General features: G+C 65.3%; 21 protein-coding genes and 1 pseudogene. 13 read left to right on the plus strand and 9 right to left on the minus strand.

The window, feature by feature from the left end:
• Position 1 precedes the first annotated feature (1 nt).
• The 8 genes and pseudogenes from RAD15_RS31295 to ku form a co-directional block, all read right to left on the minus strand.
• Positions 2-685 (minus strand): class I SAM-dependent methyltransferase, encoded by a 684-nt coding sequence (locus RAD15_RS31295; protein WP_458182203.1) that lies wholly within the window; start codon positions 683-685, stop codon positions 2-4.
• 8 nt (positions 686-693) lie between these two features.
• Positions 694-1689: a glycosyltransferase family 2 protein gene (locus RAD15_RS31300; RefSeq protein WP_458182204.1), complete on the minus strand. Its 996-nt coding sequence runs from the start codon at positions 1687-1689 to the stop codon at positions 694-696.
• Positions 1690-1822: 133 nt separating this feature from the next.
• Positions 1823-3415 carry a hypothetical protein gene (locus RAD15_RS31305; protein WP_458182205.1) on the minus strand — a complete coding sequence of 531 codons (1593 nt, stop codon included), beginning with the start codon at positions 3413-3415 and terminating at the stop codon, positions 1823-1825.
• Positions 3416-3626: 211 nt separating this feature from the next.
• A pseudogene (locus RAD15_RS31310) lies at positions 3627-5223 on the minus strand (MBL fold metallo-hydrolase).
• 3 nt (positions 5224-5226) lie between these two features.
• Positions 5227-6753: a thymidine phosphorylase family protein gene (locus RAD15_RS31315; RefSeq protein ID WP_458182247.1), complete on the minus strand. Its 1527-nt coding sequence runs from the start codon at positions 6751-6753 to the stop codon at positions 5227-5229.
• Positions 6754-6969: 216 nt separating this feature from the next.
• Positions 6970-7134, minus strand: coding sequence for a Flp family type IVb pilin (locus RAD15_RS31320; RefSeq protein ID WP_458182206.1), 165 nt, complete (start codon positions 7132-7134; stop codon positions 6970-6972).
• A gap of 352 nt (positions 7135-7486) precedes the next feature.
• A complete protein-coding gene (locus tag RAD15_RS31325) occupies positions 7487-7723 on the minus strand; it encodes a hypothetical protein (RefSeq protein WP_458182207.1) in 237 nt (78 codons plus the stop codon).
• 58 nt (positions 7724-7781) lie between these two features.
• The gene (gene ku / locus RAD15_RS31330) at positions 7782-8765 is read right to left on the minus strand and encodes a non-homologous end joining protein Ku (RefSeq protein ID WP_458182208.1); all 984 of its coding nucleotides are present in this window, start codon (positions 8763-8765) and stop codon (positions 7782-7784) included.
• A 229-nt stretch (positions 8766-8994) separates the two neighbouring features.
• Between ku and RAD15_RS31335 the strand changes: the two genes are divergently transcribed.
• The 12 genes from RAD15_RS31335 to RAD15_RS31390 all read left to right on the plus strand — a co-directional run bounded on the left by RAD15_RS31335 (position 8995) and on the right by RAD15_RS31390 (position 22009).
• Positions 8995-9150 (plus strand): hypothetical protein, encoded by a 156-nt coding sequence (locus RAD15_RS31335; protein WP_177242965.1) that lies wholly within the window; start codon positions 8995-8997, stop codon positions 9148-9150.
• A gap of 234 nt (positions 9151-9384) precedes the next feature.
• Positions 9385-10059, plus strand: coding sequence for a response regulator transcription factor (locus RAD15_RS31340; RefSeq protein WP_011085905.1), 675 nt, complete (start codon positions 9385-9387; stop codon positions 10057-10059).
• 108 nt (positions 10060-10167) lie between these two features.
• Complete coding sequence (locus tag RAD15_RS31345) at positions 10168-11544, plus strand: ATP-binding protein (RefSeq protein ID WP_458182210.1); 1377 nt, start codon at positions 10168-10170, stop codon at positions 11542-11544.
• A gap of 161 nt (positions 11545-11705) precedes the next feature.
• On the plus strand, positions 11706-13106 hold the full coding sequence (locus RAD15_RS31350; protein ID WP_458182211.1) for a hypothetical protein: 1401 nt from the start codon (positions 11706-11708) through the stop codon (positions 13104-13106).
• Positions 13107-13207: 101 nt separating this feature from the next.
• Positions 13208-13477, plus strand: a complete 270-nt coding sequence (locus tag RAD15_RS31355; protein ID WP_458182248.1) for a hypothetical protein — start codon at positions 13208-13210, stop codon at positions 13475-13477.
• Positions 13478-13608: 131 nt separating this feature from the next.
• Positions 13609-14739, plus strand: a complete 1131-nt coding sequence (gene ccmI / locus RAD15_RS31360) for a c-type cytochrome biogenesis protein CcmI (RefSeq protein WP_458182212.1) — start codon at positions 13609-13611, stop codon at positions 14737-14739.
• Between the two features lie 37 nt (positions 14740-14776).
• Positions 14777-15322: a cytochrome c maturation protein CcmE gene (ccmE, locus tag RAD15_RS31365; protein WP_458182213.1), complete on the plus strand. Its 546-nt coding sequence runs from the start codon at positions 14777-14779 to the stop codon at positions 15320-15322.
• Entirely contained in the window at positions 15319-17301 is a 1983-nt protein-coding gene (locus tag RAD15_RS31370; RefSeq protein WP_458182214.1) for a heme lyase CcmF/NrfE family subunit, read from the plus strand. Before ccmE ends, RAD15_RS31370 begins: the two co-directional genes overlap by 4 nt.
• Positions 17302-17305: 4 nt before the next feature.
• Positions 17306-17788 carry a cytochrome c-type biogenesis protein gene (locus tag RAD15_RS31375; protein ID WP_458182216.1) on the plus strand — a complete coding sequence of 161 codons (483 nt, stop codon included), beginning with the start codon at positions 17306-17308 and terminating at the stop codon, positions 17786-17788.
• A 104-nt stretch (positions 17789-17892) separates the two neighbouring features.
• Positions 17893-19236 carry a methyl-accepting chemotaxis protein gene (locus RAD15_RS31380; protein WP_458182218.1) on the plus strand — a complete coding sequence of 448 codons (1344 nt, stop codon included), beginning with the start codon at positions 17893-17895 and terminating at the stop codon, positions 19234-19236.
• A 222-nt stretch (positions 19237-19458) separates the two neighbouring features.
• Positions 19459-21039 carry a Do family serine endopeptidase gene (locus RAD15_RS31385; protein ID WP_458182219.1) on the plus strand — a complete coding sequence of 527 codons (1581 nt, stop codon included), beginning with the start codon at positions 19459-19461 and terminating at the stop codon, positions 21037-21039.
• Between the two features lie 289 nt (positions 21040-21328).
• Complete coding sequence (locus tag RAD15_RS31390; RefSeq protein ID WP_039185038.1) at positions 21329-22009, plus strand: response regulator transcription factor; 681 nt, start codon at positions 21329-21331, stop codon at positions 22007-22009.
• 112 nt (positions 22010-22121) lie between these two features.
• On the opposite strand, the gene RAD15_RS31395 is transcribed toward RAD15_RS31390, so the two are convergent.
• Positions 22122-22880: an SDR family NAD(P)-dependent oxidoreductase gene (locus RAD15_RS31395; protein ID WP_458182220.1), complete on the minus strand. Its 759-nt coding sequence runs from the start codon at positions 22878-22880 to the stop codon at positions 22122-22124.
• 163 nt (positions 22881-23043) lie between these two features.
• Here RAD15_RS31395 and RAD15_RS31400 point away from each other — a divergent pair, with 163 nt between their 5' ends.
• Positions 23044-24303, plus strand: a complete 1260-nt coding sequence (locus RAD15_RS31400; RefSeq protein ID WP_458182222.1) for an ABC transporter substrate-binding protein — start codon at positions 23044-23046, stop codon at positions 24301-24303.
• The last annotated feature ends 1 nt before the right edge of the window (position 24304 follow it).

The raw sequence follows: 24304 nt of genomic DNA on the forward strand, positions 1-24304 counted from the left end.
GTCAAGCGGTCCCGAAGGCGGCGTATTGACCGCCGAGCGACACGCCGCCGAGGGCACCTTCGAGGCGCCGCGCCGGTCTGCTGTCCCAGGGCAGCAGCAGGAAATGGCGTGCACCGATCTCGCGTAAGCCGCCGGCGGCCATCAACTTCCGTGTCGTGCCGGCACCGAGCAGGACGGCGTCCCGGTCGAATTCGCAGCGCGAAACGGCAAGGCGTGTCAGTGGATTGTACGGATTGTGCTCGATCACGCAGACGAGCCCTCCGGGGCGCGCCACCCGCCGCATCTCGGCGATGAAATGCGCCCATTCGGCCGGCACGACGTGGTGCATCACGCAGACGGCCGTGACCAGATCGAAGCTGGCGTCCTCGAAGGGGAAAGTGCGGCCGTCATACTCGCGGTAGTCGACCCCACGGTTGGCAGCGCGCGCCTGCGCGAGGCTTGCGGAAGAAACGTCGATACCGCTCAAGCGGCCGACCATGCCGTGCAGCAGGGGATGCAGGCTGCCCACGCCGCAGCCGACGTCCAGCATGTCGGGCCTCTCCGCGCCCAGCCGCTTCGCGATCAGATCGCCCAGGAGATCGGCCTTCGCGCGCATGAAGAAATCATGCGGCAGTCCGGAGAAGTCGATCGAGGATTGCACCACGTCGCGGTAGTTGTCGTGATAACCGTCGAACAGCTCGGTCATGGGCTCGGTCACTCGTTGACGGCGTGGATCGCGGGCGCGGCTGCGGCCTCGTTGCGATCGAAGCCGGCGCGCGTCTGCACCACATAGAGCGGGCGGCGCTTCACCTCGGCATGGATGCGGCCGACATAAAGCCCCACGATGCCCGTCATCAGCATGTTGATTCCGCACAGCAGGGACACCACGACCATCGTCGAGGACCAGCCGGTGACCAGATGGCTGTCGTTGCTGAGCCACAGCAGGATCACCCAGCCGCCGTACAGCAGTGCGAGTCCCGAGACCGTCAAGCCGCACCAGATGGCAAGCCGCAAGGGCAGATCGGAAAAGCCGAGCGCGGCGTTCACCGCGAGCCGCACCATCTTGAACAGCGGGTATTTGGTTTCGCCCGCGGCGCGCTCCAGTCGGTGGAAGGCGACTTCGGCCTGCCGGAAGCCGAGCCAGGCGATCATGCCGCGCACGAAGCGGTCCTGCTCCGGCATCTGCCGGAGCGCGTCGAGCACCTTGCGATCGATCAGGCGGAAATCACCGACGTCGGCGGGGATGCCGACAGAGGACATCCTGCCGAGAAGACGATAGAACACATGCGCGGTTGCGCGCTTGAACGGGCTTTCGCCCTCGCGCGACAGGCGGCGGGCGTGCACGACGTCGTTGCCTTCCTGCCATTTTGCGATCAATTGCTCGATCACTTCGGGCGGATCCTGCAAATCGGCATCCATGACGATGATCGCGTCACCTTGCGCGGCGTCCATGCCGGCAGTGATGGCGACCTGATGTCCGAAATTTCGCGACAGGCCGATGTAGCGAAAGCGCGGGTCGCGCGTGGCGAGCGCCTGAAGCACGATCGAGCTGGAATCGCTGCTGCCGTCGTCGACGAAGATCGCTTCCGCCGGACCGTCGAGCCGGGACAAGACCAGGTCGAGCCGGCGCAGCAGGACCGGCAGCACGGCTTCCTCGTTGAACACGGGGATGACGAGGCTGTAGCGGATCGATCTGGAATTGGCCGCCATGCGAAAGGGTCCGACTGGGTTGCAGGGGCGGGAGTCTAGTTCGGCGGTGGTTAAGGTCGCCTTGCCGCAACTGTTAAGGATCTAGGGCCCTGGGCGATCGAGGCGGGAGGCGGAGCGGGGTGGTGATGCCCGATTAACCATGCTGTGCAGCCGCGGCTTCGGTCTCGGACCTGCGGCGGATCTTGTAGAGAACAAATCGCTCCGAAGTATCCAGCACCTCCAGCAGATCCGGCAGCGGGTTCGCGGCCGGCGGCCCGAGCACATAGAGATAGTCGAAATCCTGGTACCAGGTCCGGATAAACGGCGGAACGCCCGCCGGCGGCCGGTTCGTTGCGATCGCGGCAAGCAGGCCTGCCGGCACAGGCCCTCCGTAGGGAATGGCAAGACGGCGCACGCCCTCGCGTGGCCGCACCGGCTGCTTGCCCGCCTCCGTGAATAGATTGGGCACGAACGCGTTGGCGTAATGCACGGCCAGCGTCGGCGCATAGAACATTGGATAGGAGGTGAGGTCGGCGAAGGGCGGGTCTCCATTGTCGCCCGTGCTGCCAACCAGGACGCGTGAGCCGCGATCGATCTTGCGGAACGACTCGATGATCGCCGCATAGTCGGCGCGGTAAGGCAGCCAGACCGCGAGGACGACGGCGAGATTGAGCAATGTGATGCCGCCGATCGTAGCGAGCGCGGCCATTCTCCAGGCACGGCTCGGCAGCGACAGCGAGCAGAAGGCCGGCAGGATCAGGGCCGCTGCGGGAATCACGCGGAGGTCGACGAACGAGGTTCCGAACAGTTTTGAGGGAATGACGAGGTAGAGCAGCGCAAAGCCGCTTGCGAGCCAGATTCCGGCGGGCTCGAGCTTGAGGAGACCGCGTCGTGCGGCGAACAGCAACGAGATCATCAGCGCCAACCCGGTCGCTGCCGCTACCGTCATATTGTAGCCGTTCATGATGCGCAGCGGCCAGACCGGCTTGAACGCGAGGAACCAGCTCGTGCCTTCGCTTCCGATCGAACCCGCCGTCATCTGCATGACCGCAAACAGGGCAAGCGCCGGCAGCGCCAGCGCGCCAAGCCGCGCGGCTGCGACGGGGTACGCTGCTCGCTGATGGCGGATGCGCGAGAGTTCGTAAAGGCCGAGCGTCGCGCCGTAGATGCCGAGGGAGAAGAAATGCGCCGCATACAGCGCGGCGACGAACACCATGTTGGCGACGAAGCGCAGTGGCCAGGGGCCCTCTGCCAGCATCAGGTAGACGGCGATGCCGGAGAGCGCGAGGCCGAGGCCGAACTCGAAATTCACAAAACCCCAGCTGAACGGCAGGCAGTAAAGGATAGCGAGCGCCGCAAAGCCGGCGAGATGGACACGTCCTTTCCGGGCCCGTTCGAGCAGAAGCGCGCCCCCGACGATCAAGAGTTGGCTGATGAGAAGAAACAGCCGTGTGGCGTTCTCGACGCTCATCAGCCGCGCCAGCTGTGGGACCAGCAGATCCATTCCAAGGTTGGGATAGAACGCCCAGGCCACCTCGTAATGTGGATTGGCGTCGGGGGTGCCGTTCTGGCTCAGAATGTACATGCGGGCGAGGTGATTGGGATAATCGACCATCGCGGGAATGGGAGCCAGCAGCACCGGTAGAAACGAGACGGCCGCCAGCATGGCAAAAACGGCGACGGCCACGGATCGGTCCGAGCCAAGACCAGGGCGGATTGTCGAGATCGACCTGTCGGAAGAAACCATGTCGTCGGTCGCTGGAGTTCGAGCTCAGGCTCTGCAATGGCACAATTGCACGGCACGACGCCATACGCGAACATCGTAAAGATCAAACGTCACGCGGCAGTCGGGCGCCGCTGCCGTATGCGCAACGCTAATGCCGCATTAACGAGGGTTCGATTTTGCCCCGCCAGAGATCGCGTGGGCGATCGCTTGCACCGTCTCCAACCAGGTCCCTCTACCCGTTCTCCTGCAGCGCGCGCCGCAGCTTGCGGATGATGACGCCGCGGGCGCGGTCGTCGGCGGCGGCTCCGACCTTGTCGCTGATGTCGAGCATCAGCTCAGACATCTCGTTATGCCAGTCGAGGCGGATCACGGCCTCGGGCGCCAGCCGGCGGCGATGGTCGACGTCGAGCACGCGCGGCTCGGCGCTTGCGAGCTCGTAGACGTCGTCGAGCACCGGCTGGTAGATCTTCGCGGCCGGGATGATGCGTTCGGCCAGCCGTTCGGCAAGGCCCGCGATCGCGTCCTGCTCGCCATGCGTGAGGAACAGGCCGCGAGCAATGGGACGGCGTGCCGCGATCCAGCCGGCGATGCCGGCGGCGTCGGCGTGTCCGGAATACTCGTCGATCATGCGGATGCGTGCCGCGACCCTGACCTCTTCGCCCTGGATCCGCACGGCCTTGGCGCCGTCCTGGAGGAAACGGCCGAGCGTGCCGTGCGCCTGGAAGCCAGACAGCAGCACGGTCGCGCGCTCGTTCCACAGCCAGCGCTTGAGGTGATGGCGGATGCGGCCCGCGTCGCACATTCCGCTGGCGGCGATGATGATGTGAAAGCCGGTCAGGCGCATGATCGCCTTGCTCTCGGCGACCGTCTCGGTGAATTTGAGGTGCGGCGAGTTGAGCAGGCGGTCGACGTCCACGGCGGGGTCGAGGCTCGCGGCATGCTGGCGGAACACTTCCGTCGCGTGGATCGCGAGCGGGGAATCCAGAAAGATCGGCGCTGCCGGAACTGCGCCGCGCTCCATGAGGTCGACGATGTCGACGATCAGCTCCTGGGTCCGCTCGACTGCGAAGGCCGGAATCAGCAGGGCGCCCCTGGCGGCTGCGGCATCGCGGATCTCGCCTGCAAGATGCTGCCGGCGCTGCTCGGGCGTGGTGGCGGCGCGCACGCGGTTGCCATAGGTGGACTCGCAGATGACGTAGTCGAGGTCCGCCGGAGCCTCGGGATCGGGCTGGAGCAGCTTTGCTTCCGGGCCGACGTCGCCGGAGAGCAGGACGCGCAACGGACGCTGACCGTCGGCCTGGTCGAACTCCAATTCGATAGAGGCGGAGCCGAGCAGGTGACCGGCGTTCCAGTAGCGCGCGCGAACGCCTGACATCACGTCGGGTCCAGCGTTCATAGTCGACCGGGCGGAACGATTGCAGCGATGCGGTGGCGTCGGCTTGCGTGTAGATCGGTTCGACTTGCCTGCCTCGGCGCGCGGCGTTGCGCCGGTTGAGCTGTGCGACTTCCGATTCCTGGATGCTGCCGGCGTCCGGCAGCATCCAGGAGCACAGGTCGATCGTGCCCCGCGTCGCCAGGATCGGTCCGTCAAATCCCTCGCGCACGAGCTTCGGCAAGAGCCCGCTGTGATCAATATGCGCGTGCGTGAGCAGCACCGCCTGAATGTCGGCGGGACGGAAGGGAAAGGCGCCGTAGTTGAGCTCCTTCAGCGTCTTCTGTCCCTGGAACAGGCCGCAATCGACCAGGAAGCGTCCGGTCGCGGTCTGGAACAAATAGCTCGAGCCGGTCACGGTGCGGGCGGCGCCGCAGAAACGAACGGTGATGCTCATCGGTCATTCTCCGGCGGACTTGCCGCCAATGGCATAGCCGCTGTCTGCGGCGGCCGCGCTCGCCGCGAGATCGTGCTCGGGGCGGTCGAAGGTGTAGACGCGGTAGAGCGGCTCGCCTTGCTCGACGCGGGCGCCGATCTTCTTGAACAGGCGGATGCCGGCGCCCTTGTCGAGCGGTGCACCGGCGGTGCGGGCGAGGCGATTGAGGCGCAGGCAGTCGATCGCGGACACGACGCCGTCACTTGCGGCCTTGACGTCGAAGCTGAGCGAGCCCAGTTCGGTACTGCATGTCGAGGGGCCCTGCGCGTCGATGATTTTCTGCATCTGCTTCAACGCCGCGCCGCTCTCGAGCAGTTCGCGCGCCCGCGCATAGCCGGCGCCGCCGCGCAGCTTCGGATCGTATTCCAGGAGGTGGGCGGCGAGCCGCAGCGATTTCTCGCGCAGGTCGCGCGGCGCATCCTTGTCGTTGCCGAGCACCGCCATGACGTCGTTGGCTTCGAGCACCGGCCCGATGCCGTTGCCGATCGGCTGGCTTCCGTCGGTTGTGATCACTTCGACGGTGCGGCCGAACCGGTCGCCGACGAATTCGAACAGTTTTCGCAGCCGCATCGCCTCGACGGCACTGGTGACCTTCGCGGTCGGCCCGACCGGAATGTCGATCAACAGATGCGTCGAGCCGGCCGCGATCTTCTTGGACATGATGGAAGCGACCATCTGTTCGCGGGTATCGAGGCTGAGGGGACGCTCGACCGAGATTAGGACGTCGTCGGCCGGCGACAGGTTCACGTGTCCGCCCCAGATCAGGCAGCCATTGCAGGCCGAGACGATCGCCTTCATCTCCTCGACGCCGACATTCACGCGCGCCAGGACCTCCATCGTGTCGGCCGTGCCTGCAGGCGAGGTGATGGCGCGCGAGGAGGTCTTCGGGATCGGCAGGCCGTGCGCGGCGACGATCGGCACCACGACCATCGAGGTGCGATTGCCAGGGATGCCGCCGATGCAATGCTTGTCGACGACAACAGGGGCCGGCCAGACCAGCTGCGTGCCGGCCTGGGCCATCGCCCCGGTCAAGGCCAGAAGCTCGTCGCTGGTGATGAAGCTCGCCGAACCGATCAGGAAGGCGGCGATCTCCATGTCCGAGTAGCGATAATGTGCAAGGTCGTTGATGATGGCGCCGATCTCGTCCTGGCTCAAGGTTCGCCCGTGGATCTTCGCGCGCACCGCTTCCAGGCTGTCCGGAGGCGAGGCGGGCGTGACCGTGACCAGCGTGCCGCTGGCTTGCCCGAAGCGCCGGAACGCAGGCTCGGAGAGGCCGATCTCGTCCGCGGCTGCCAGCGTGTCGTCGTCGGTGATCAGCAGTGTCGCCAGCAGCACCTTGCCATCGAGGCGAAGCTCGACGCGGCTGAAGCCGCGAAAGAGTTCCGCGCGCAATGCCTTCGATTGTCGGGAAATGACGACGACGTTCTCGCGGCCGGTATCGAGGCGGACGCGGCGGATCTTGAGCTGGGAGCGCGGGAGGTCTGGATGCATGGACAGGCCGGCAGAGGAGGACTCGTCCTCCATGTTTAGCCGTCGCTATCTCGATACCCTTGACTCAGATCATGTTGCTGGGCGAGGGCAGGGCGCGATGCGCCGTCGCGCACACGCATCAGCATGAGCGCAGCGATCCGGAATGCCGCGGCAAGGGGCCGAAGGCTGTGTCGATGTCAGCGAAGTCGGGAGGTCGTGTCTGGCCGGGTGGAAGGACTACTTCACGGCCGTCTGGATCGCGTTGAACTTGTTGTTCAGGAGCGCGCTGCCCGTGTTGTTCACGATGGTGACGATCGCGAGCGCGATGCCGGCGGCGATCAGGCAATACTCGATAGCGGTGGCAGCATTTTCATCGGCAAGAAATGACCTGAACAAAGCCATCGTCAACTCCTGTTCGTCCGTCCAATGTAGGCTGGCGCCGTTTTCGGAATGGTAAATTGCTTCACTAACATTTTCGCGCGCGTCAAAGCGCTGGCCGAATGGTCTTCATCTGCGGCTTCATATGTTGCCATCGTTTGACTTAAGGTTTCGTCACCCAATTCGGGTGCATTGGCGGCGTCACCGCCCCCTTTCAGAACGTGATCAAGCCTCCCGGCAGGGCTCTACGAGAGCGTTGGAGCACGACGGCCTGAAAACGGATGGTGCGGCTTAACGGATTGTTGAGGCTGTTCTTCAACGGGGCCGGCGAGGCACCGGAGGGCAGAGTCCGCGAAGCGCGGCCGCGACCAAAGCCTCACTTGGGACTGATGTCCGCGTTCAGGGCCCGCAACATCGCGATGCGGGCGAACATCATCCAGCCGCCGCCGGTCTCGGCGGCGTTGATGAGGGTCTCGATCGCGGTCTGCCAGTGGACGGCATGCTGTGCCTCCTCGGGGAGCCGCATGATGTGATCGGCCGCCTCCTGCAGCGTTCGCAGCTTGCGCCCGCCGCGCAAGGAAATGGGATCGTCGAATGCCGCCGACCAGGGCATGTCAGGCCGGTCGATCGGCGAGAGGAAACATCACGGGGCAATCGTGGATGCGATGCCGCTAGCCGGCCTTCTTCGTCCGTGCCGGCGCGCGCACCGGCTTGTCGGCCTTCTTCGCAGCTTCCTTGGGGGCCGTCTTCGCCGCGGCGTCCTTGCCGCCCTTGCCTGATATCGGCAGCAGCATCTCGCGCTGGCCCTCGACGCGCTTCTTCGGCTTCTTGCCCTTGACAGCTTCCTTGGCGACCTTCGCCGCGGGGCTAACGTCCTTCTCGTTCGCGATGCTCTTCTTCAGCGCGTCCATCAGGTTGATGACGTTGCCGCCGGTCTTCGGCGCGGCCTTGGCCGCGATCGGCGCGCCAGAGCGCTTCTTGTTGATGAGATCGATCAGCGCGGTCTCGTAATGGTCCTCGAACAGCTCGGGCTCGAACGCGCCGGACTTCTTTTCGACGATGTGCTTGGCGAGGTCGAGCATGTCCTTCGTCAGCTTCACGTCCTGGATGTCGTCGAAATATTCCTGCTCGCTGCGGACCTCGTAGGGATAGCGCAGCAGCGTGCCCATCAGGCCGCTCTCGAGCGGCTCCAGCGCGATGATATGCTCGCGATTGGTCAGCACCACGCGGCCGATCGCGACCTTGTCCATGCTGCGGATGGTCTCGCGGATCACCGCAAAGGCATCGTGGCCGACCTTGCCGTCCGGCACGAGGTAATAGGGGCGGATCAGGTAGCGGTTGTCGATGTCGGTCTTCGGCACGAACTCGTCGATCTCGATCGTGTGGGTCGAGTCCAGCGCGATGTCGTCGAGCTCGTCCTTGGTGACCTCGATATAGGTGTCGGTGTCGACCTTGTAGCCCTTGACGATGTCCTCGGAGGTGACCTCGTCACCGGTCTCGGCGTCGACCTTGAGGTATTTGATCCGGTGACCGGTCTTGCGGTTGATCTGGTTGAACGAGACTTTCTCGGTATCCGAAGTGGCCGGATACAGCGCGACCGGGCAGGTCACCAGCGACAAACGCAAAAAACCCTTCCAATTGGCGCGGGGGGCCATGGGCTACTCCAAACGCAACGGGGACAGAGGACGAGGATACCATCCGGGAACACCGAATCATACACGGCTCGGCGCGGAATCTTGCAACGGCGTTAACCGGCCGCCGGCGCGCGGCTGCCGCCCAATCGGACGGCAACGGCCGGAACATCATATCTGATCGGGCGTTGGCTCCAGACAAGACTGCGAGGCGTCGCGGTCACCGGGGCGGCACGCAGAGATTGAGGGCATCATGGCTACCACGCGAGAGCAGAACCGGATCGTCGAAACCGCAACCGAGGCGCGCCAGGGCGAGCCCGGGCCTTCGGTGGCGGCGCTGCTCGCCATTTCGACCGGGCTTGCGATCCTGATCCTCGCCGTCATCTGGTTCGTGTTCTTCCGGACCTGACGGCCGGATCGCTCCGGACCTTCCGACTCGCCGCGTAACGCGGCACATTGCGCCCGCCATGCCGCCGGCTCTTCCGGCTGCCTGGCGGGCGCAGTCGCGTCGGCGCACGACATCGTATATGACCAAAAAGTATATGACTAAAATGTAAGGCGCTGGTTCCCCGCGTTCATATTCAGTTCACGCCGGAATTGCTCATCTGGCGATCGATCGTGCAGCCTATTTCTGGAGAGAAGCGTGCGCCTGCTTGTTGTTGAGGACGACCCGGATCTCAATCGCCAGCTCACCAAGGCGCTGACCGACGCCGGCTACGTCGTCGATCGCGCCTTCGACGGAGAGGAGGGGCACTATCTCGGCGACAACGAGCCCTACGACGCCGTGGTGCTCGACATCGGCTTGCCGAAGAAGGACGGCATCTCGGTGCTGGAGGCCTGGCGCCGCAACGGCCGCACCATGCCTGTCCTGATCCTCACGGCGCGCGACCGCTGGAGCGACAAGGTCCAGGGCTTCGATGCCGGCGCCGATGACTATGTCGCAAAACCGTTCCATCTGGAGGAAGTGCTGGCACGCATCCGCGCGCTGCTGCGACGCTCGACCGGCCACGCCCAGAGCGAGCTCAGCTGCGGCCCCGTCACTCTCGACACCAGGACCGGCCGGGTCAGCGTCTCCGGCAATCCCGTCAAGATGACCTCGCACGAATATCGGCTTCTGGCCTACCTGATGCACCATTCCGGGCGCGTGGTGTCACGCACCGAGCTGGTCGAGCATCTCTACGACCAGGATTTTGATCGCGACTCGAACACGATCGAGGTGTTCGTCGGCCGCATCCGCAAGAAGCTCGACGTCGACATCATCCAGACCGTCCGCGGCCTCGGCTATCTCCTGACCCCGCCGCCCGCACCGGGCGCTTGAGGCCCCTGGTCTTCAGCTCTCTTGGGCTTGACGGGCGGCCGAACAGGGGCCTTGGTCCGGTTATGACGTCCGATGCCGTGTCACCCCGCGCCTGCCGGGATCCTTCCGATGGCTGCTAGCTCACTTGCCAACCGACTGTTTCTGTCGGCGACGGCGTGGCTCGTGGTGATCCTGGCGATCACCGGCGTCGTGCTGTCGTCGGTCTACAAGAACGCCACCGAGCGCGCCTTCGACCGCCGGCTCAATCTCTATCTCCGCACCCTGATCGCCGAGGTCGCCACCCCCGACGAGCCGCCGGACCGCCAGTTCCAGTCGCTCGGCGAGCCCCTGTTCGAGCTGCCGCTGTCCGGCTGGTACTGGCAGATCACGCGGACCGACACTGAAAAGCCGGAGGTGCGATCCTCGCGCTCGCTCTGGGACAAGAAGCTGCCGAAGCTGGAGGAGCAGGGCACCGAGCTCACCGCTGCCGGCATCCGGCTCTCTTATGTCGATGGTCCCGAAGGCCAGAACCTGCGCATGGTCGAGCGTCCCGTCGATCTCGGCGGCGACGGCAAATATCTCGTCAGTGTCGCCGGCGACGACACCGAGATTTTCGACGAGACGCGCAGCTTCGACTACTATCTCGGCGGCACCTTCACCGCGCTCGGCATCGTGCTGTTGCTGACGACCGTGTTCCAGGTCCGCTTTGGTCTCGCACCGCTCAAGCGGATCTCGGAGTCGATTGCCGACATTCGTTCGGGGCGGGCGGAACGGCTCGAGGGCGAATTTCCGGTCGAGATTGCGCCTTTGGCGCGCGAGACCAACGCGCTGATCGAGGCCAATCGCGAGATCGTCGAGCGCGCGCGCACCCATGTCGGCAATCTCGCACACGCGATCAAGACGCCGCTCTCGGTCATCGTCAATGAGGCCGGTGTCCACGCGGCCGATCCGTTCGCCGCCAAGGTGATGGAGCAGGCGGACGTGATGCGCGACCAGGTCGCTCATCATCTGGAGCGCGCGCGCATCGCGGCGCGGGTCTCGGTGGTCGCGACGGTGACGGAGGTCGCGCCGACGATCGAGGCGCTGCGGCGGACCATGGAGAAGATCCATCGCGATCGCGGCATCGTCGTCGAGGCCAAGGCGGATCCGTCGGCCAAGTTCAGGGGGGAGCGGCAGGATTTGGAGGAGATGGTCGGCAATCTCGTCGACAACGCCTGCAAATGGGCGGCCTCGCGCGTCTTCATCGAGGTTCTGGTGGAGACGCCTCACCAGGCGGGGGCGGGTCTGCGTCTGCGGATCATCGTCGATGACGACGGCCGCGGCCTGTCTGAGGCCGAGCGCGCCCAGGTCTCCCGGCGCGGCCAGCGGCTAGATGAGTCCAAGCCGGGTTCAGGGCTGGGGCTGTCCATTGTGACGGACCTTGCCGCGCTCTATGGCGGCAACCTCACGCTCGGCGGTGCGCCGACCGGGGGCTTGCGGGCCGAGCTGGTCCTCCCGGGAATATAATCCTTTGTTCCGACAAGGTTTTTCGCCGTGACCGATCCTCCTCCAGGGCAAACCGGGGGCATTCTGGGCCACTTCCTAAACGGCTTCTTAAGTGGGGACCGCCTAAGATCGCGCCCGGACGCATCCCATGTCCGCCATTTTACCGTGCATTACCCGGACGCATGAGCCAGACATCGATCGAGCGGCTGAGGGAATATCTCGCGCAGCTCCCGCCGCAGGCGCAGGCGCTGCTGATGCGGGAGTTCGAGCGCGCGCTGGAGCGCGGCCAGGACACGGCCGTCGCCACCCTCGTGCTCGAGCAGCTGCGCAAGATCGTCCGCAAGACCGAAGCCGATGAGGCCCCGCCGCCGCGCACCGACGATCTGTCGCGGCTGTTGTTCCAGGCGCTGGAACCGTTCCTGGTCGAGGCGAGCACCCCGATCCGGGTCGGCCAGATCCGCCGGTCCTCGCTGCATCCGATCTGGCAATGGCTCGGCCGCGGCGGCGCCCCTGACAAGGTCAACGAATTCGAGGCCGCGCTGGCGCGCATACCGGCTGACAGTGCAGGGCAGGTCGAGGCGCTGGCCTCGAGGCTCCAGGCGGTGGCCGCGGACGCCATCTTCGAGCTGACGGGGCCGGGCGGCGGCGACAAGTCGCGCGCGCTGGCCCGGGTTGGCCCGCCCAACGTGATCGAGGACCTCTATTCGATCGGAGCGGTGCTCCAGGTCCGGGACGCGATCGCCACGCTGAACGAGAAGCTGCCGCGCACCCTGCGCGCGTTCGGCGATCCCCAGATCGTCTCGGTGACGTCGGCGCTCAACATTCCCGTGCTCCAGACGCCGCAGATGCTGCCCTTCGCGCTGTCGATCGTCGTGCAGCGGATGACCGCGCCGTGGCAGATCATCCGCCTCGCCATCAAGATTGCCGCGTCGGACGACGAGATCCGCGTCGCGGCCACGCCTTACGGCGCCGCCGTCACGATCGCGCTGCATGACCTGTCCTGTGTTGCCGCGATCCTGCGCATGGACATCAAGCGCGGTCATTTCGACAACGTCGCCGGCAATCTCAAGACGCTGCATGACGGCGTGCGCGGCCTGCGCACCGAGCTCGATCTGCGCAACGATTCGGCCTGGGGCAAGCAGCTGACCTCGATCCGGGCCGACATCTCCAATGCGCTGCAATCCGAGATCGACAGCGTTCCCGGCCGCGTTCGCCGCATCCTGCGCCAGCGCGCCGAGAAGGACATTCCGCCGGGGGCGCGGATCGACAGCACCGAGGTCGAGGAGACCGTGGCGCTGATCGATTTCGTCGCGACCTGCCGCAACTACGCGAGCGAACTTGCGATCAACGAAGTGACGCTGCGCACCTATTCCGACCTCCAGCAATATGTCGAACGGTCGACCGAGCAGCTGGTGCAGTCGCTACGCGCCGCCGATCACAAGGTCCGCACCTATCGCCAGCAGCAGGTTCAGGCCGCGATCCGCTTCTGCCAGGTGCTGTTCGGCGACGATTACGCCTCGCTGATGAGCCGCGCCGCGGAGAACGCGGCGACGGGCGAGCGCAAATCGTCACGCGCCAGCTGATCCAAGGCGCATATTTTCGTAATCACAATTTGAGGTTGACGGTTCCGGTGGCCGGCCCTACGGTCTTCGTGCAAGTCCCGGGGATTTCTTTTTGTGGGCGCATGAAACCCGTTATCAGCTCCATCGAACTCGAGAACCGCGTCGTTGTTGCCAAATACCAAAGACTGATGGTCGGCGCGAAGGTGGTGCTGGTCGAGAAGGCAAGCGGTCGGCAACTGCCTGAGACGGTCACCAGGGTCGCATCTCCGGTTCCGGTCGGAGCGCTGCGCATCAGGCTGCCGGAAGCAATCACGCCGGGAACATACTTCCTGAAGGCTTTTAACGGGCATGGCGAGGACGCGGCGCAAAGCGCCGAGTTCGAGATCGGCTAAGCCGTTGGATTGTCACCGTTTCGGGACTGTGTGCGGTCGCGGCGAATTGACAATTGTCAATTGCCGCATTGTCCGGCCGTGGTGTAAAGCCACCTATGGGCGCGGTTCATGCGCTGCCGGAAGCTTGCCAGATGACGCTATGGTTCGTGTTCGCGCTGATGACGGTCGCGGCGATTTTCGCCGTGCTCTTGCCGCTCGGCCGTAGCGGGCGTGCGCAAGATCAGGACAGCCAAAATCAGGGCAGCGAAGTCGCGGTCTACAAGGACCAGCTGGCCGAGGTCGAGCGTGACCTTGCCGCGGGGCTGATTGCAGCGCCCGAAGCCGAGGCCGCGCGCGTCGAGATCAGCCGCAGGCTGCTTGCCGCCGCGGGCAGCGAGCCCGCATTGGCTTCGACATCGAGCCTCAACTGGCGCCGCGCTGCGGCCGTGCTGGCGCTTGCCGGCCTGCCGCTCGTTGCGATCGCCGTTTACATGCCGCTTGGCTCGCCCAGGCTTCAGGACTTTCCGCTGGCGCAGCGCGAGCGCGGCTCCGGGACGGGCATGGCGCAGTCGCTCGAGAATCTCGTCGTGCAGGTCGAGCAGCATCTGGAAAAGAATCCGACCGACGGGCGCGGCTGGAACGTGCTTGGGCCGGTGCTGCAGCGGCTCGGCCGCTTCGACGATGCGGCGCGCGCCTATCGCAACTCGCTCACCTACAATGGAGAGAGCGCAGAGCGCCGGTCCGATCTCGGCGAAGCGATCGCGGCCGCCGCCGGCGGCGTGGTGACCGCCGAAGCCAAGACCGAATTCGAGCGCGCGCATGCGCTGGACGCCGACGATCCCAAGGCGAACTATTTCCTCGGCCTCGCCGCCGAGCAGGACGGCCGCAAGGACGATGCCGCCAACATCTGGCGCGCGCTGCTCACGAAAGCGCCGGCGGATGCGCCGTGGCGTCGCCTGGTGCAGACCTCGCTCGCGCGGGTCGGCGGCGGTGACGCTACGATGCCGGCGCTGTCGGACGAGACCATCGACGCCTCCAAGGATATGGCCGAGGGCGATCGCAACGCCATGGTGCGCGGCATGGTCGAGCGTCTCGCGACGCGGCTGAAGCAGAACGGCGACGACGTCGAGGGCTGGCTGCGCCTGGTGCGCGCCTATCTCGTGATGGGCGATCGCGACAAGGCGATGGGCGCGTCAACCGACGCCCGTCAGGCAGTCGCCAAGGATGGCGAGCGGCTGCGCCAGCTCAACGAAGGCCTCAAGACGCTTGGGCTCGACGGATGACGATGTTGCGACGAGACGAGCAGAGAACGGATAAGCCATGACGCGCAAGCAGCGACGTATGACCATCATCGGCGGTTCGCTCGCCGTGCTTGCGCTCGCGGCCGCGCTGGTGCTCAACGCATTGCGCGACTCCATCGTGTTCTTCTCGACGCCGACGATGGTCGCCGAGAAGCACGTTGAGCCCGGCAAGCGGTTTCGCCTCGGCGGGCTGGTGCAGCCGGGCTCGCTCCAGCGCGGCGACAATCTTGCGGTGACGTTCGAAGTCGCCGACGGCGGCGCCAAGCTGCCGGTTGCCTACAAGGGCATTTTGCCCGACCTGTTCCGCGAAGGGCAGGGCGTCGTCGCCGAAGGTGCGCTCGATGCCAACGGCGTGTTCAAGGCCGACACTGTCCTTGCCAAGCATGACGAGACCTACATGCCCAAGGACGTTGCCGATGCCCTGAAGAAGCAGGGGCACTGGAAGGACGATTACGGCGGCAAGGCTTCTGAAAACGGCAAGGCTTCTGAAAACGGCAAGGCTTCCGATGGCGCAAAGCCTGCGGCAACGACCGCGCAGGGCAATCCGCAGGGAGCCGTGCGGTGATCGCGGAGTCAGGACATTACGCACTGGTGCTGGCGCTTGGCCTTGCACTGATCCAGTCCGTCGTACCGTTGATCGGCGCCCGCCTCGGCGATGTCGCCCTGATGAACGTGGCGCGCTCCACCGCGCTGGCGCAGCTGCTGTTCGTCGGCGCCTCGTTCGTCGCGCTCGTGATGCTGCACGTGAACTCGGATTTCTCCGTCGCCAACGTCTACGAGAATTCCCACTCCATGAAGCCGCTGCTCTACAAGATCACCGGCGTCTGGGGGAACCATGAAGGCTCGATGCTGCTGTGGGTGTCGATCCTCGCGCTGTTCGGTGGGCTCGTCGCCGCCTTCGGCAACAATCTGCCGCTGTCGTTGCGCGCGCATGTGCTGGCCGTGCAGGCCTGGATCGCCAGCGCCTTCTACCTCTTCATCCTGGTGACCTCGAACCCGTTCCTGCGCATCGCCAATCCGCCGATCGAGGGACGCGATCTCAATCCAGTGCTCCAGGACATCGGCCTCGCCGTGCATCCGCCGATGCTCTATCTCGGTTATGTCGGCTTTTCGATCTCGTTCTCTTTCGCCATCGCGGCGCTGATGGAGGGGCGGATCGACGCGGCCTGGGCGCGCTGGGTGCGGCCGTGGACGCTGGTGGCCTGGATATTCCTCACCCTCGGCATCGCGATGGGCTCGTATTGGGCCTATTACGAGCTCGGCTGGGGCGGCTGGTGGTTCTGGGATCCGGTCGAGAACGCCTCGCTGATGCCGTGGCTGGCCGGCACCGCGCTGCTGCATTCGGCGCTGGTGATGGAGAAGCGCAACGCGCTGAAGGTCTGGACCATCCTGCTCTCGATCCTGACCTTCTCGCTGTCGCTGCTCGGTACCTTTCTGGTACGCTCCGGCGTCATCACCTCGGTGCACGCCTTCGCCACCGATCCGACCCGCGGCGTGTTCATCCTGCTGATCCTCTGCCTGTTCATCGGCGGCAGCCTGTCGCTGTTCGCGGGCCGCGCAACGTCGCTGAAGCAAGGCGGCCTGTTCGCGCCGATCTCGCGCGAGGGCGCGCTGGTGCTGAACAATCTGCTGCTCACGGTGGCCTGCGCGGTCGTTCTGTTCGGCACGCTCTATCCGTTGGCGATGGAGATGCTCGCCGACTTCAAGATGTCGGTCGGTGCGCCGTTCTACAACCTCACCTTCGCGCCGCTGTTTGCCATGCTGCTGCTCGCGGTGCCGTTCGGGCCGATGCTGGCGTGGAAGCGCAGCGATCTGCTCGGCGTCACCCAGCGCCTGCTCGCGGCCGGCGTTGCCGGGCTCGTCACCGTTGCCATCGTCTGGGGCTGGGCAAGCGGCGGTAGTACGCTTGCGCCGCTCGCGATCGGGCTTGGCGTCTTCGTCATCGCCGGGGCCGTCACCGATATCGTCGAACGGACCGGTCTCGTGCGGCTGCCGTTCACGACAGTGCTGCACCGGGCGCGCGGCCTGCCGCGTTCGGCCTGGGGCACGGCGTTCGCGCATGCCGGCCTCGGCGTCGCGCTGATCGGGATCGTCTGCGAGACCACCTGGAACAGCGAATATATCGCGACCATGAAGCAGAGCGACGTCGCCCATGTCGCCGGCTACGATGTGAAGCTCGACGGGCTATTCCAGCGTCAGGGCCCGAATTACCGCGAGATGATCGCCGAGTTCAACGTCAGCCGCGACGGCGAGACGCTGAGCGTCATGACGCCGTCCAAGCGCAGCTTCACCACCCGCGGCTCCTCCACCACGGAGGCCGCGCTGCTGACCCGCGGTGCGAGCCAGCTCTACATCTCGCTGGGCGATGCCAATGCCGAGGGCGCCATTGCCGTGCGCATCTATCACAAGCCGCTGGTGCTCCTGATCTGGTGGGGACCGGTGCTGATGGCGTTCGGCGGCGTGCTGTCGCTGTCCGACCGGCGTCTGCGGGTCGGCGCGCCGAAGCCGGCGCGGGCCAAGCAGCGCCTGCAGCCCGCGGAGTGATCCGATGCGCCGGATGATGGCCGCGTTCGTCGCGTTGATGCTGCTGGCTCTGCCTGCGGCCTACGCCGTGCAGCCCGACGAGATCATGTCCGATCCCGCGAAGGAGGGGCGTGCGCGTGAATTGTCGCGCGAGCTGCGCTGCATGGTCTGCCAGAACCAGTCGATCGACGATTCCGATGCGCCGCTGGCACGTGACCTGCGGCTTTTGGTGCGCGAGCGTATCGCTGCCGGCGACAGCAATTCGCAGGTGCTCGACTTCCTGGTCGCGCGCTACGGCGAGTTCGTGCTGCTGAAGCCGCGTTTCGAACGGCAGACCATGCTGCTGTGGCTGCTCGCGCCGGTGCTGCTGATCGGCGGTGGCCTGGCGCTGTGGCTGCAGATCCGGCGTCGCTCGCGCAGTGGTGCAGACGTACCAGCTCCGCCGCTCACGCCGGAAGAAGAAGCGCGGCTCGCCGCCTTGATGTCGGACGAAGCGAAATCGTCCTAGCCTACGTAGTGATACGTAGGCCGCGGGTCGCTGCGTGTTTCATGCTCTGTTGACCTTTGTCTGGAAGCTTGTGCCGAAATTCGATTCCAGACTTTGAGTCCCCCATGTTCGCGAACAGCAATCTGACGATCCGCTTCCTGGTCGGCGCCGTCGTCGCTGCATTATTGTTCCTGCTGGGCATCGGCGGCGGCACCGGCTTCGTCGCGGTGCTCTACCTCGACAACGAGATCACCAGCCTGTCGTCGGATTTCGCCGCGCTGAGCGGCCCGGCGCGCGACCATGCCATGCAGATCTACCAGCAGGCGCAGGCCGCGTTCTCCTGGTTTCTGATCGCCTGCGGCGTGATCGCGGTCGTCGCCATCGCGATCTGCCTCACCACCTGGTTTGCCGTGCGCAACGGCATCCTCAGCCCGCTGGCGGCGATCGTGCATGCGATGCGCGAGGTTGCCGACCAGAAATTCGAGACGTCCGTTCCGGGTCTTGGCGGCACCAACGAGATCGGCCTGCTGGCCGGCGCGTTGGAGGTGTTCAAGACCAATGGCCTCGAGCGGTGCCGTCTCACCGAGCAGCAGTTGAGCGAGGCGCAACACCAGGCCGAGCGGTCGAAATTCCTGGACGACCGGATCAAGCGCTTCAACGACCTCGTCGCCAGCGTCGTCGACAGCGTGGCGTCCTCGGCCGTGCATCTGAAGAGCAACGCGGAAACGCTGTCGCGGACCGCCAACGACACCAGCACCAAGGCCAATGCGGTGGCGAGCGCCGCGAGCCAGGCCAGCGCCAGCGTCCAGACGGTCGCGGGCTCCGCCGAGGAGATGACGAATTCGATCGGCACGATCAGCCGCCGCGTCACCGATGCGACCCAGCGCGCCGAAGGCGCGGCGACCCAGGCCGAGAAGAGCCGCGACACCATCCACACGCTGTCGGATGCCGCCGACAAGATCGGCGAGGTCGTGCAGCTCGTGCAGGCCATCGCCTCGCAGACCAATCTGCTCGCCCTCAACGCCACCATCGAGGCGGCGCGGGCCGGCGATGCCGGCAAGGGCTTTGCCGTGGTCGCTTCCGAGGTGAAGAGCCTCGCGCACCAGACCAGCAAGGCGACGGAGGAGATCACCTCCCATGTCGGCAGCATCCAGGCCATTACCGCGGAAACCCGCGGCGCGATCGACGGCATCTCCAAGACGCTGTCGGAGATCTCGTCCATCATGTCCGGCATCGAGGTCGACACCGCCCAGCAGCGCAACGCCACGCAGGAGATCACCAGCAGCGTCCGGGACGCCGCGCGCGGCACGCTCGACGTTTCCAATCACATCGGCCAGATCACCTCGACCTCGGCCGAGACCGGCCGCATGGCGGCCGAGGCGCGCGATTCCGCCGTCGACCTGTCGCAGCAGGCCGAGACCCTGAAGCGCGAAGTCGACGAGTTCATCGTCAGCGTCAGGGCCAGCTGAGAACGCCCGAAAGGGCTCTGCTGCGCCGTTGCGGGAACTCAATTAAGTTCCTGTAAGATCATAACTTTCGGCCTGCGATAAACTGCCGCATCAGCATCGTCCCTTCATTACGAAAGTTTAACCCCGCCGCCAGCGCACGGTAAGGCGGGAGCCCCCATGTTCAGGGCCGTAACGTGCCGCCATCCGGCACCAAATGGATTTCAAGGCCCTGGAGATCTCTGCATGACCGACCGTCCCGACCTCTCGCACCTTCCGTCCAACCGGCAGCCCCGCCGGTCGGTGTTTTCCGCGCGCAAGTTCGCGCTGATGGCCTCGGTCGTCGCCGGCCTCGGCGCCGCCGTCTACGGCTTCGGCCCGTCGATGTCGCCCGCCGACCTGATCTCGAGCCCGGCGCATGCGCAGGTCAACAACGAGGTTCGGAAGGTCGAACGTCCGGTCGGTTTCGCCGACATCGTCGAGCGGGTGAAGCCGTCGGTGATCTCGGTGAAGGTCAACATCAAGGAAAAGACCGCGAGCAACGATGATGGCGACGACGCGCAGTCGCCGTTCCAGCCGGGCTCGCCGATGGAGCGCTTCTTCCGCCGCTTCGGCGGTCCGGACGGCGTCCCCGGTCTGAAGGGCGGCGGCCGTGGCCGCGTCGTGCAGGGCCAGGGCTCCGGCTTCTTCATCTCGGCCGACGGTTTCGCCGTGACCAACAACCACGTGGTCGACGGCGCCGACAAGGTCGAGGTCACCACCGACGACGGCAAGACCTACACCGCCAAGGTGATCGGCACCGACCAGCGTACCGACCTCGCTCTGATCAAGGTCGAGGGCAGCTCGAACTTCCCGTTCGCCAAGCTTGCCGACGCCAAGCCGCGGATCGGCGACTGGGTGCTTGCGGTCGGCAATCCCTTCGGTCTCGGCGGCACTGTGACCGCCGGCATCGTCTCGGCCAGCGGCCGCGACATCGGCAACGGTCCCTATGACGATTTCATCCAGATCGACGCGCCCGTGAACAAGGGCAATTCCGGCGGTCCGGCTTTCGACACCAACGGCGAAGTGATGGGCGTCAACACCGCGATCTACTCGCCGTCCGGCGGCAGCGTCGGTATCGCGTTCTCGATTCCCGCCAACACCGTGAAGAGCGTGGTGGCCCAGCTCAAGGACAAGGGCTCGGTCAGCCGCGGCTGGATCGGCGTGCAGATCCAGCCTGTCACCTCCGACATCGCCGACAGCCTCGGCATGAAGAAGGCCGAAGGCGCGCTGGTGGCGGAGCCGCAGGCGAACGGTCCGGCTGCGAAGGCCGGCATCGAGTCCGGCGACGTCATCACCGCGGTCAACGGTGAAGCCGTCAAGGATGCCCGCGAACTCGCCCGCACCATCGGCGGCATGGCGCCTGGTGCGACCGTGAAGCTCAACGTGCTGCACAAGGGCCAGGACAAGGTCGTGAACATGACGCTCGGCCAGTTGCCGAACACGGTCGAGGCCAAGGCCGACCTCGACAAGGACAGCGGCAAGGGTGCGAGCAAGGGCACCGACGTGCCGAAGCTCGGCATGACCGTTGCCCCCGCGAATTCCGTGGCCGGCGCCGGCAAGGAAGGCGTCGTGGTCACCGAGGTCGATCCGAAGAGCGCCGCGGCCGAACGCGGCTTCAAGGAAGGCGACGTGATCCTCGAAGTCGGCGGCAAGAGCGTGGCCACCGCCGGCGAAGTCCGTGACGCCATCAACACGGCGCGGACCGACAACAAGAACAGCGTCCTGATGCGGGTGAAGAGCGGCGGCCAGTCGCGCTTCGTCGCAGTGCCCATCGCCAAGGGCTAGGCCCTCAGGAGCCTCACGAGATGAAGGGTGTCGCCGGCATCAGTCGCCCCCGCCGTCGGCGCCCTTCGGGGGAGCAGCGTAACGTTCGCTTCCCCAGTCTACCTTCCGGTGGAATTACGCCCCCCTCCGTCGGAAGGCCTAGGGCGGTGGAGTCCCCCCAGCTTCACCGCCCGCCCTTTTTCTCGATCCCAGATTCTCGGACCAAGAGTCTCTCGCTCGGCTTGCATGCGATTGCCGCTCGCGCCATGTTTAGAGAAGGTTGACCTCCTTGACCGCCGCCGAACGCACGATGCGCCTCCTCATTATCGAAGACGACCGCGAATCCGCCGACTATCTCGTGAAGGCGTTTCGCGAGGTCGGGCACATTGCCGACCACGCCGCTGACGGCGAGGAAGGCCTCGCCATGGCCGAGAACGGCGATTACGACGTGCTGGTGGTCGACCGCATGCTGCCCAAGCGCGACGGCCTGTCGCTGATCGGCGCGCTGCGCGACAAGGGCAACACGGCGCCGGTGCTGATTCTCTCCGCGCTCGGGCAGGTCGACGACCGCATCAAGGGCCTGCGCGCCGGCGGCGACGACTATCTGCCAAAGCCCTATTCCTTCGCCGAGCTGCTTGCCCGGGTCGAGGTACTGTCGCGCCGCCGCGGCGGGCCGGCCGAGGACACGCTCTACCGCGTCGGCGATCTCGAGCTCGACCGGCTCTCCCACCGCGTCGCCCGCGGCAAGGACGAGCTGACGCTGCAGCCGCGCGAATTCCGCCTGCTCGAATACTTGATGAAACATGCCGGCCAGGTGGTGACGCGCACCATGCTGCTGGAGAACGTCTGGGACTATCATTTCGATCCGCAGACCAACGTGATCGACGTGCACATTTCGCGGCTGCGCTCCAAGATCGACAAGGGATTCGAGCGGCCGCTGCTGCACACGATCCGTGGCGCGGGCTACATGATCCGTGACGGGATCAGATAAGGCGCAGTTGTCGGCTTCCGGGCGTCAGGAAGTGGCTGTTAAACCTTCAACCTACGTCGCCAGCGCTCACAGCTGTTAGGTTTGCCTACAGAGCGCTGATCGCCAAAGCATCTCAGACCCAGCCGCCATCGACGATGTAGTGTTGAGCGGTGCAGGCGGAGGCCTCGTCCGACGCAAGGAAGACGGTGAATTTCGCGACTTCGTCGGGCATGAGCCTGCGCTTGAGGCATTGTCGCTGCTGCAACTCGATCTCGCCCGCCGGCGTCATCCATTTCTCGAGTTGGCGCTCGGTCATGATCCAGCCCGGTGCGATCGCGTTGACGCGGATGTTGTACGGGCCGTAGTCGCGCGCCAGCGAGCGCGTCAGTCCAATCACGCCTGACTTGCTGGCGGTGTAGGCGGCCATGCCGCCTTGTCCGGCGATCCACGACACCGATCCGAAATTGATGATGGCGCCGGCATTGGCCGCCTTCATGTCCGGCAACACGGCCTGTGACGCAAAGAACTGGTGCTTCAGATTCACCGCGATGCGGTCGTCCCAGTATTCCGGCGTCATCTCCTCGGTGTTGTGCCGCTCGTCATGCGCGGCGTTGTTGATCAGGATGTTGATCGGGCCATAAGTCTCGCGCGCCTCGACGACGCCGGCGCGGAGCGCGGGGATGTCGGTGAGGTCGACGTGCTGGAAATGCGCGGCGAGTCCCTGATCGGACAGTTCACGCGCCAAACGCTGTCCCTCGTCGATCTTGATGTCGAAGAACACCACTTTGGATTTCTGCTCGGCGAAGCGCCGCACGATCGCAGCGCCAATTCCCGCTGCGCCTCCGGTGACGAGCACGACCTTGCCGACGAGGTCGGAATAGATGGCGGCCATGGGCACCTCAGTTTGTTACGGCCGGCGCAGCGGCTGGCCCCGATTCTTTTGCGGACCTTAGCCATTCCATCTGTGAGGTACATAGGTCAGAATTTGTGTTGCGCACCTCAAAAATTGAGGGCAGGATTGCGGCCAAAGAATAAAAGCCGGTTGGGAGGATGTGATGAGATTGCTCGGGAAACTGGGACTCGCCGCTGTCGCATGCCTGCTTGGGGCCAATTCTGCGTCAGCCGACACCACGGTGAAATGGCTGCACATCGAGGCGAACCCGGCCCAGGTGAAGATCTGGGATGAGGTCGCGCGGGCCTATGAGGCATCGCACCCGGGCGTCAAGATCGAGATGCAGTTCCTGGAGAACGAAGCTTACAAGGCCAAGCTGCCGACGATCCTGCAATCCAAGGACCGTCCGAACATCATCTACAGCTGGGCAGGCGGGGTTCTGAAGACCCAGATCGAAGCTGGCGTGCTCGACGACATCACCGATCAGGTGAAGGGTTACAGCGACAGCCTCACCCCCGCCGCGCTCGCGGCTTTCACCAGCAATGGCCGCGTCTACGGTCTGCCGACCGCGCTCTCGCAGGTCGGCTTCCTCTGCAACAAGGACCTGATGGCCAAAGCGAAGGTCGATCCTGCCGCCATCAAGTCCTGGGACGATCTGCTCGCGGCAGTGAAAACGCTGAAGGGCGCCGGCGTGACGCCGATCGTGGTCGGTGGCGCCGACAAATGGCCGTTGCATTTCTACTGGACGCATCTGGCGGTGCGCATCGGCGGCAAGGCCGCGTTCGATGCGGCGCTGCGCGGCGAGAACGGCGGCTTCGCCGGCGAGACCTTCCAGAAGTCCGGCGAACTGTTCAAGCAACTGGTCGATCTCCAGCCGTTCCAGAACGGCTTCCTCGGCTTCAAGAACCCGCAGGCCGTCGGCTATTTCGGCGACGGCAAGGCCGCGATGACGCTCGCGATCTCGACCGTTTATCATCTGCAGCGCGCTCTCGCGGCGGACAAGGTCGGTCTTGGCGAAGACAAGATCTGTTGGTTCGATTTTCCGGTCGTCGCCGGCGGCAAGGGCGCGCCGACCGACACCCTCGGCGGCATCACCGGCTGGTTGATCACCAAGGGGTCGCCGAAGGAGGCTGTCGATTTCCTGAAATACTTCGTTTCCAAGGATGTGCAGACGCGGCTTGCTGCGGCCAATTTCATCATCCCGGTGGTGCAGGGCGCTGATGCTGGCCTCAACAACTCCTTCATGAAGCTGATCGCGGCCAATCTGGCGAAGTCGAACTACCACCAGAACTTCTACGACCAGAGCCTCGGCCCCTCGGTCGGCCGGGTCGTCAACGATGTCACCGCGGAGATCGCGGGCGGCAGCATGGCCCCGCAGGACGCTGCGAAAGCTATCGAGGCGGCCTGGAAACAGGGCAACTGAT

It is taken from the genome of Bradyrhizobium sp. 14AA (genome assembly GCF_054185205.1).

Coding starts and splice junctions, on each gene's coding strand:
- RAD15_RS31295 (WP_458182203.1), bottom strand. CDS start 685: ATGACCGAGCTGTTCGACGGTTATCACGACAACTACCGCGACGTGGTG.
- RAD15_RS31300 (WP_458182204.1), bottom strand. CDS start 1,689: ATGGCGGCCAATTCCAGATCGATCCGCTACAGCCTCGTCATCCCCGTG.
- RAD15_RS31305 (WP_458182205.1), bottom strand. CDS start 3,415: ATGGTTTCTTCCGACAGGTCGATCTCGACAATCCGCCCTGGTCTTGGC.
- RAD15_RS31315 (WP_458182247.1), bottom strand. CDS start 6,753: ATGCATCCAGACCTCCCGCGCTCCCAGCTCAAGATCCGCCGCGTCCGC.
- RAD15_RS31320 (WP_458182206.1), bottom strand. CDS start 7,134: ATGGCTTTGTTCAGGTCATTTCTTGCCGATGAAAATGCTGCCACCGCT.
- RAD15_RS31325 (WP_458182207.1), bottom strand. CDS start 7,723: ATGCCCTGGTCGGCGGCATTCGACGATCCCATTTCCTTGCGCGGCGGG.
- ku (WP_458182208.1), bottom strand. CDS start 8,765: ATGGCCCCCCGCGCCAATTGGAAGGGTTTTTTGCGTTTGTCGCTGGTG.
- RAD15_RS31335 (WP_177242965.1), top strand. CDS start 8,995: ATGGCTACCACGCGAGAGCAGAACCGGATCGTCGAAACCGCAACCGAG.
- RAD15_RS31345 (WP_458182210.1), top strand. CDS start 10,168: ATGGCTGCTAGCTCACTTGCCAACCGACTGTTTCTGTCGGCGACGGCG.
- RAD15_RS31350 (WP_458182211.1), top strand. CDS start 11,706: ATGAGCCAGACATCGATCGAGCGGCTGAGGGAATATCTCGCGCAGCTC.
- RAD15_RS31355 (WP_458182248.1), top strand. CDS start 13,208: ATGAAACCCGTTATCAGCTCCATCGAACTCGAGAACCGCGTCGTTGTT.
- ccmI (WP_458182212.1), top strand. CDS start 13,609: ATGACGCTATGGTTCGTGTTCGCGCTGATGACGGTCGCGGCGATTTTC.
- ccmE (WP_458182213.1), top strand. CDS start 14,777: ATGACGCGCAAGCAGCGACGTATGACCATCATCGGCGGTTCGCTCGCC.
- RAD15_RS31375 (WP_458182216.1), top strand. CDS start 17,306: ATGCGCCGGATGATGGCCGCGTTCGTCGCGTTGATGCTGCTGGCTCTG.
- RAD15_RS31380 (WP_458182218.1), top strand. CDS start 17,893: ATGTTCGCGAACAGCAATCTGACGATCCGCTTCCTGGTCGGCGCCGTC.
- RAD15_RS31385 (WP_458182219.1), top strand. CDS start 19,459: ATGACCGACCGTCCCGACCTCTCGCACCTTCCGTCCAACCGGCAGCCC.
- RAD15_RS31390 (WP_039185038.1), top strand. CDS start 21,329: ATGCGCCTCCTCATTATCGAAGACGACCGCGAATCCGCCGACTATCTC.
- RAD15_RS31395 (WP_458182220.1), bottom strand. CDS start 22,880: ATGGCCGCCATCTATTCCGACCTCGTCGGCAAGGTCGTGCTCGTCACC.
- RAD15_RS31400 (WP_458182222.1), top strand. CDS start 23,044: ATGAGATTGCTCGGGAAACTGGGACTCGCCGCTGTCGCATGCCTGCTT.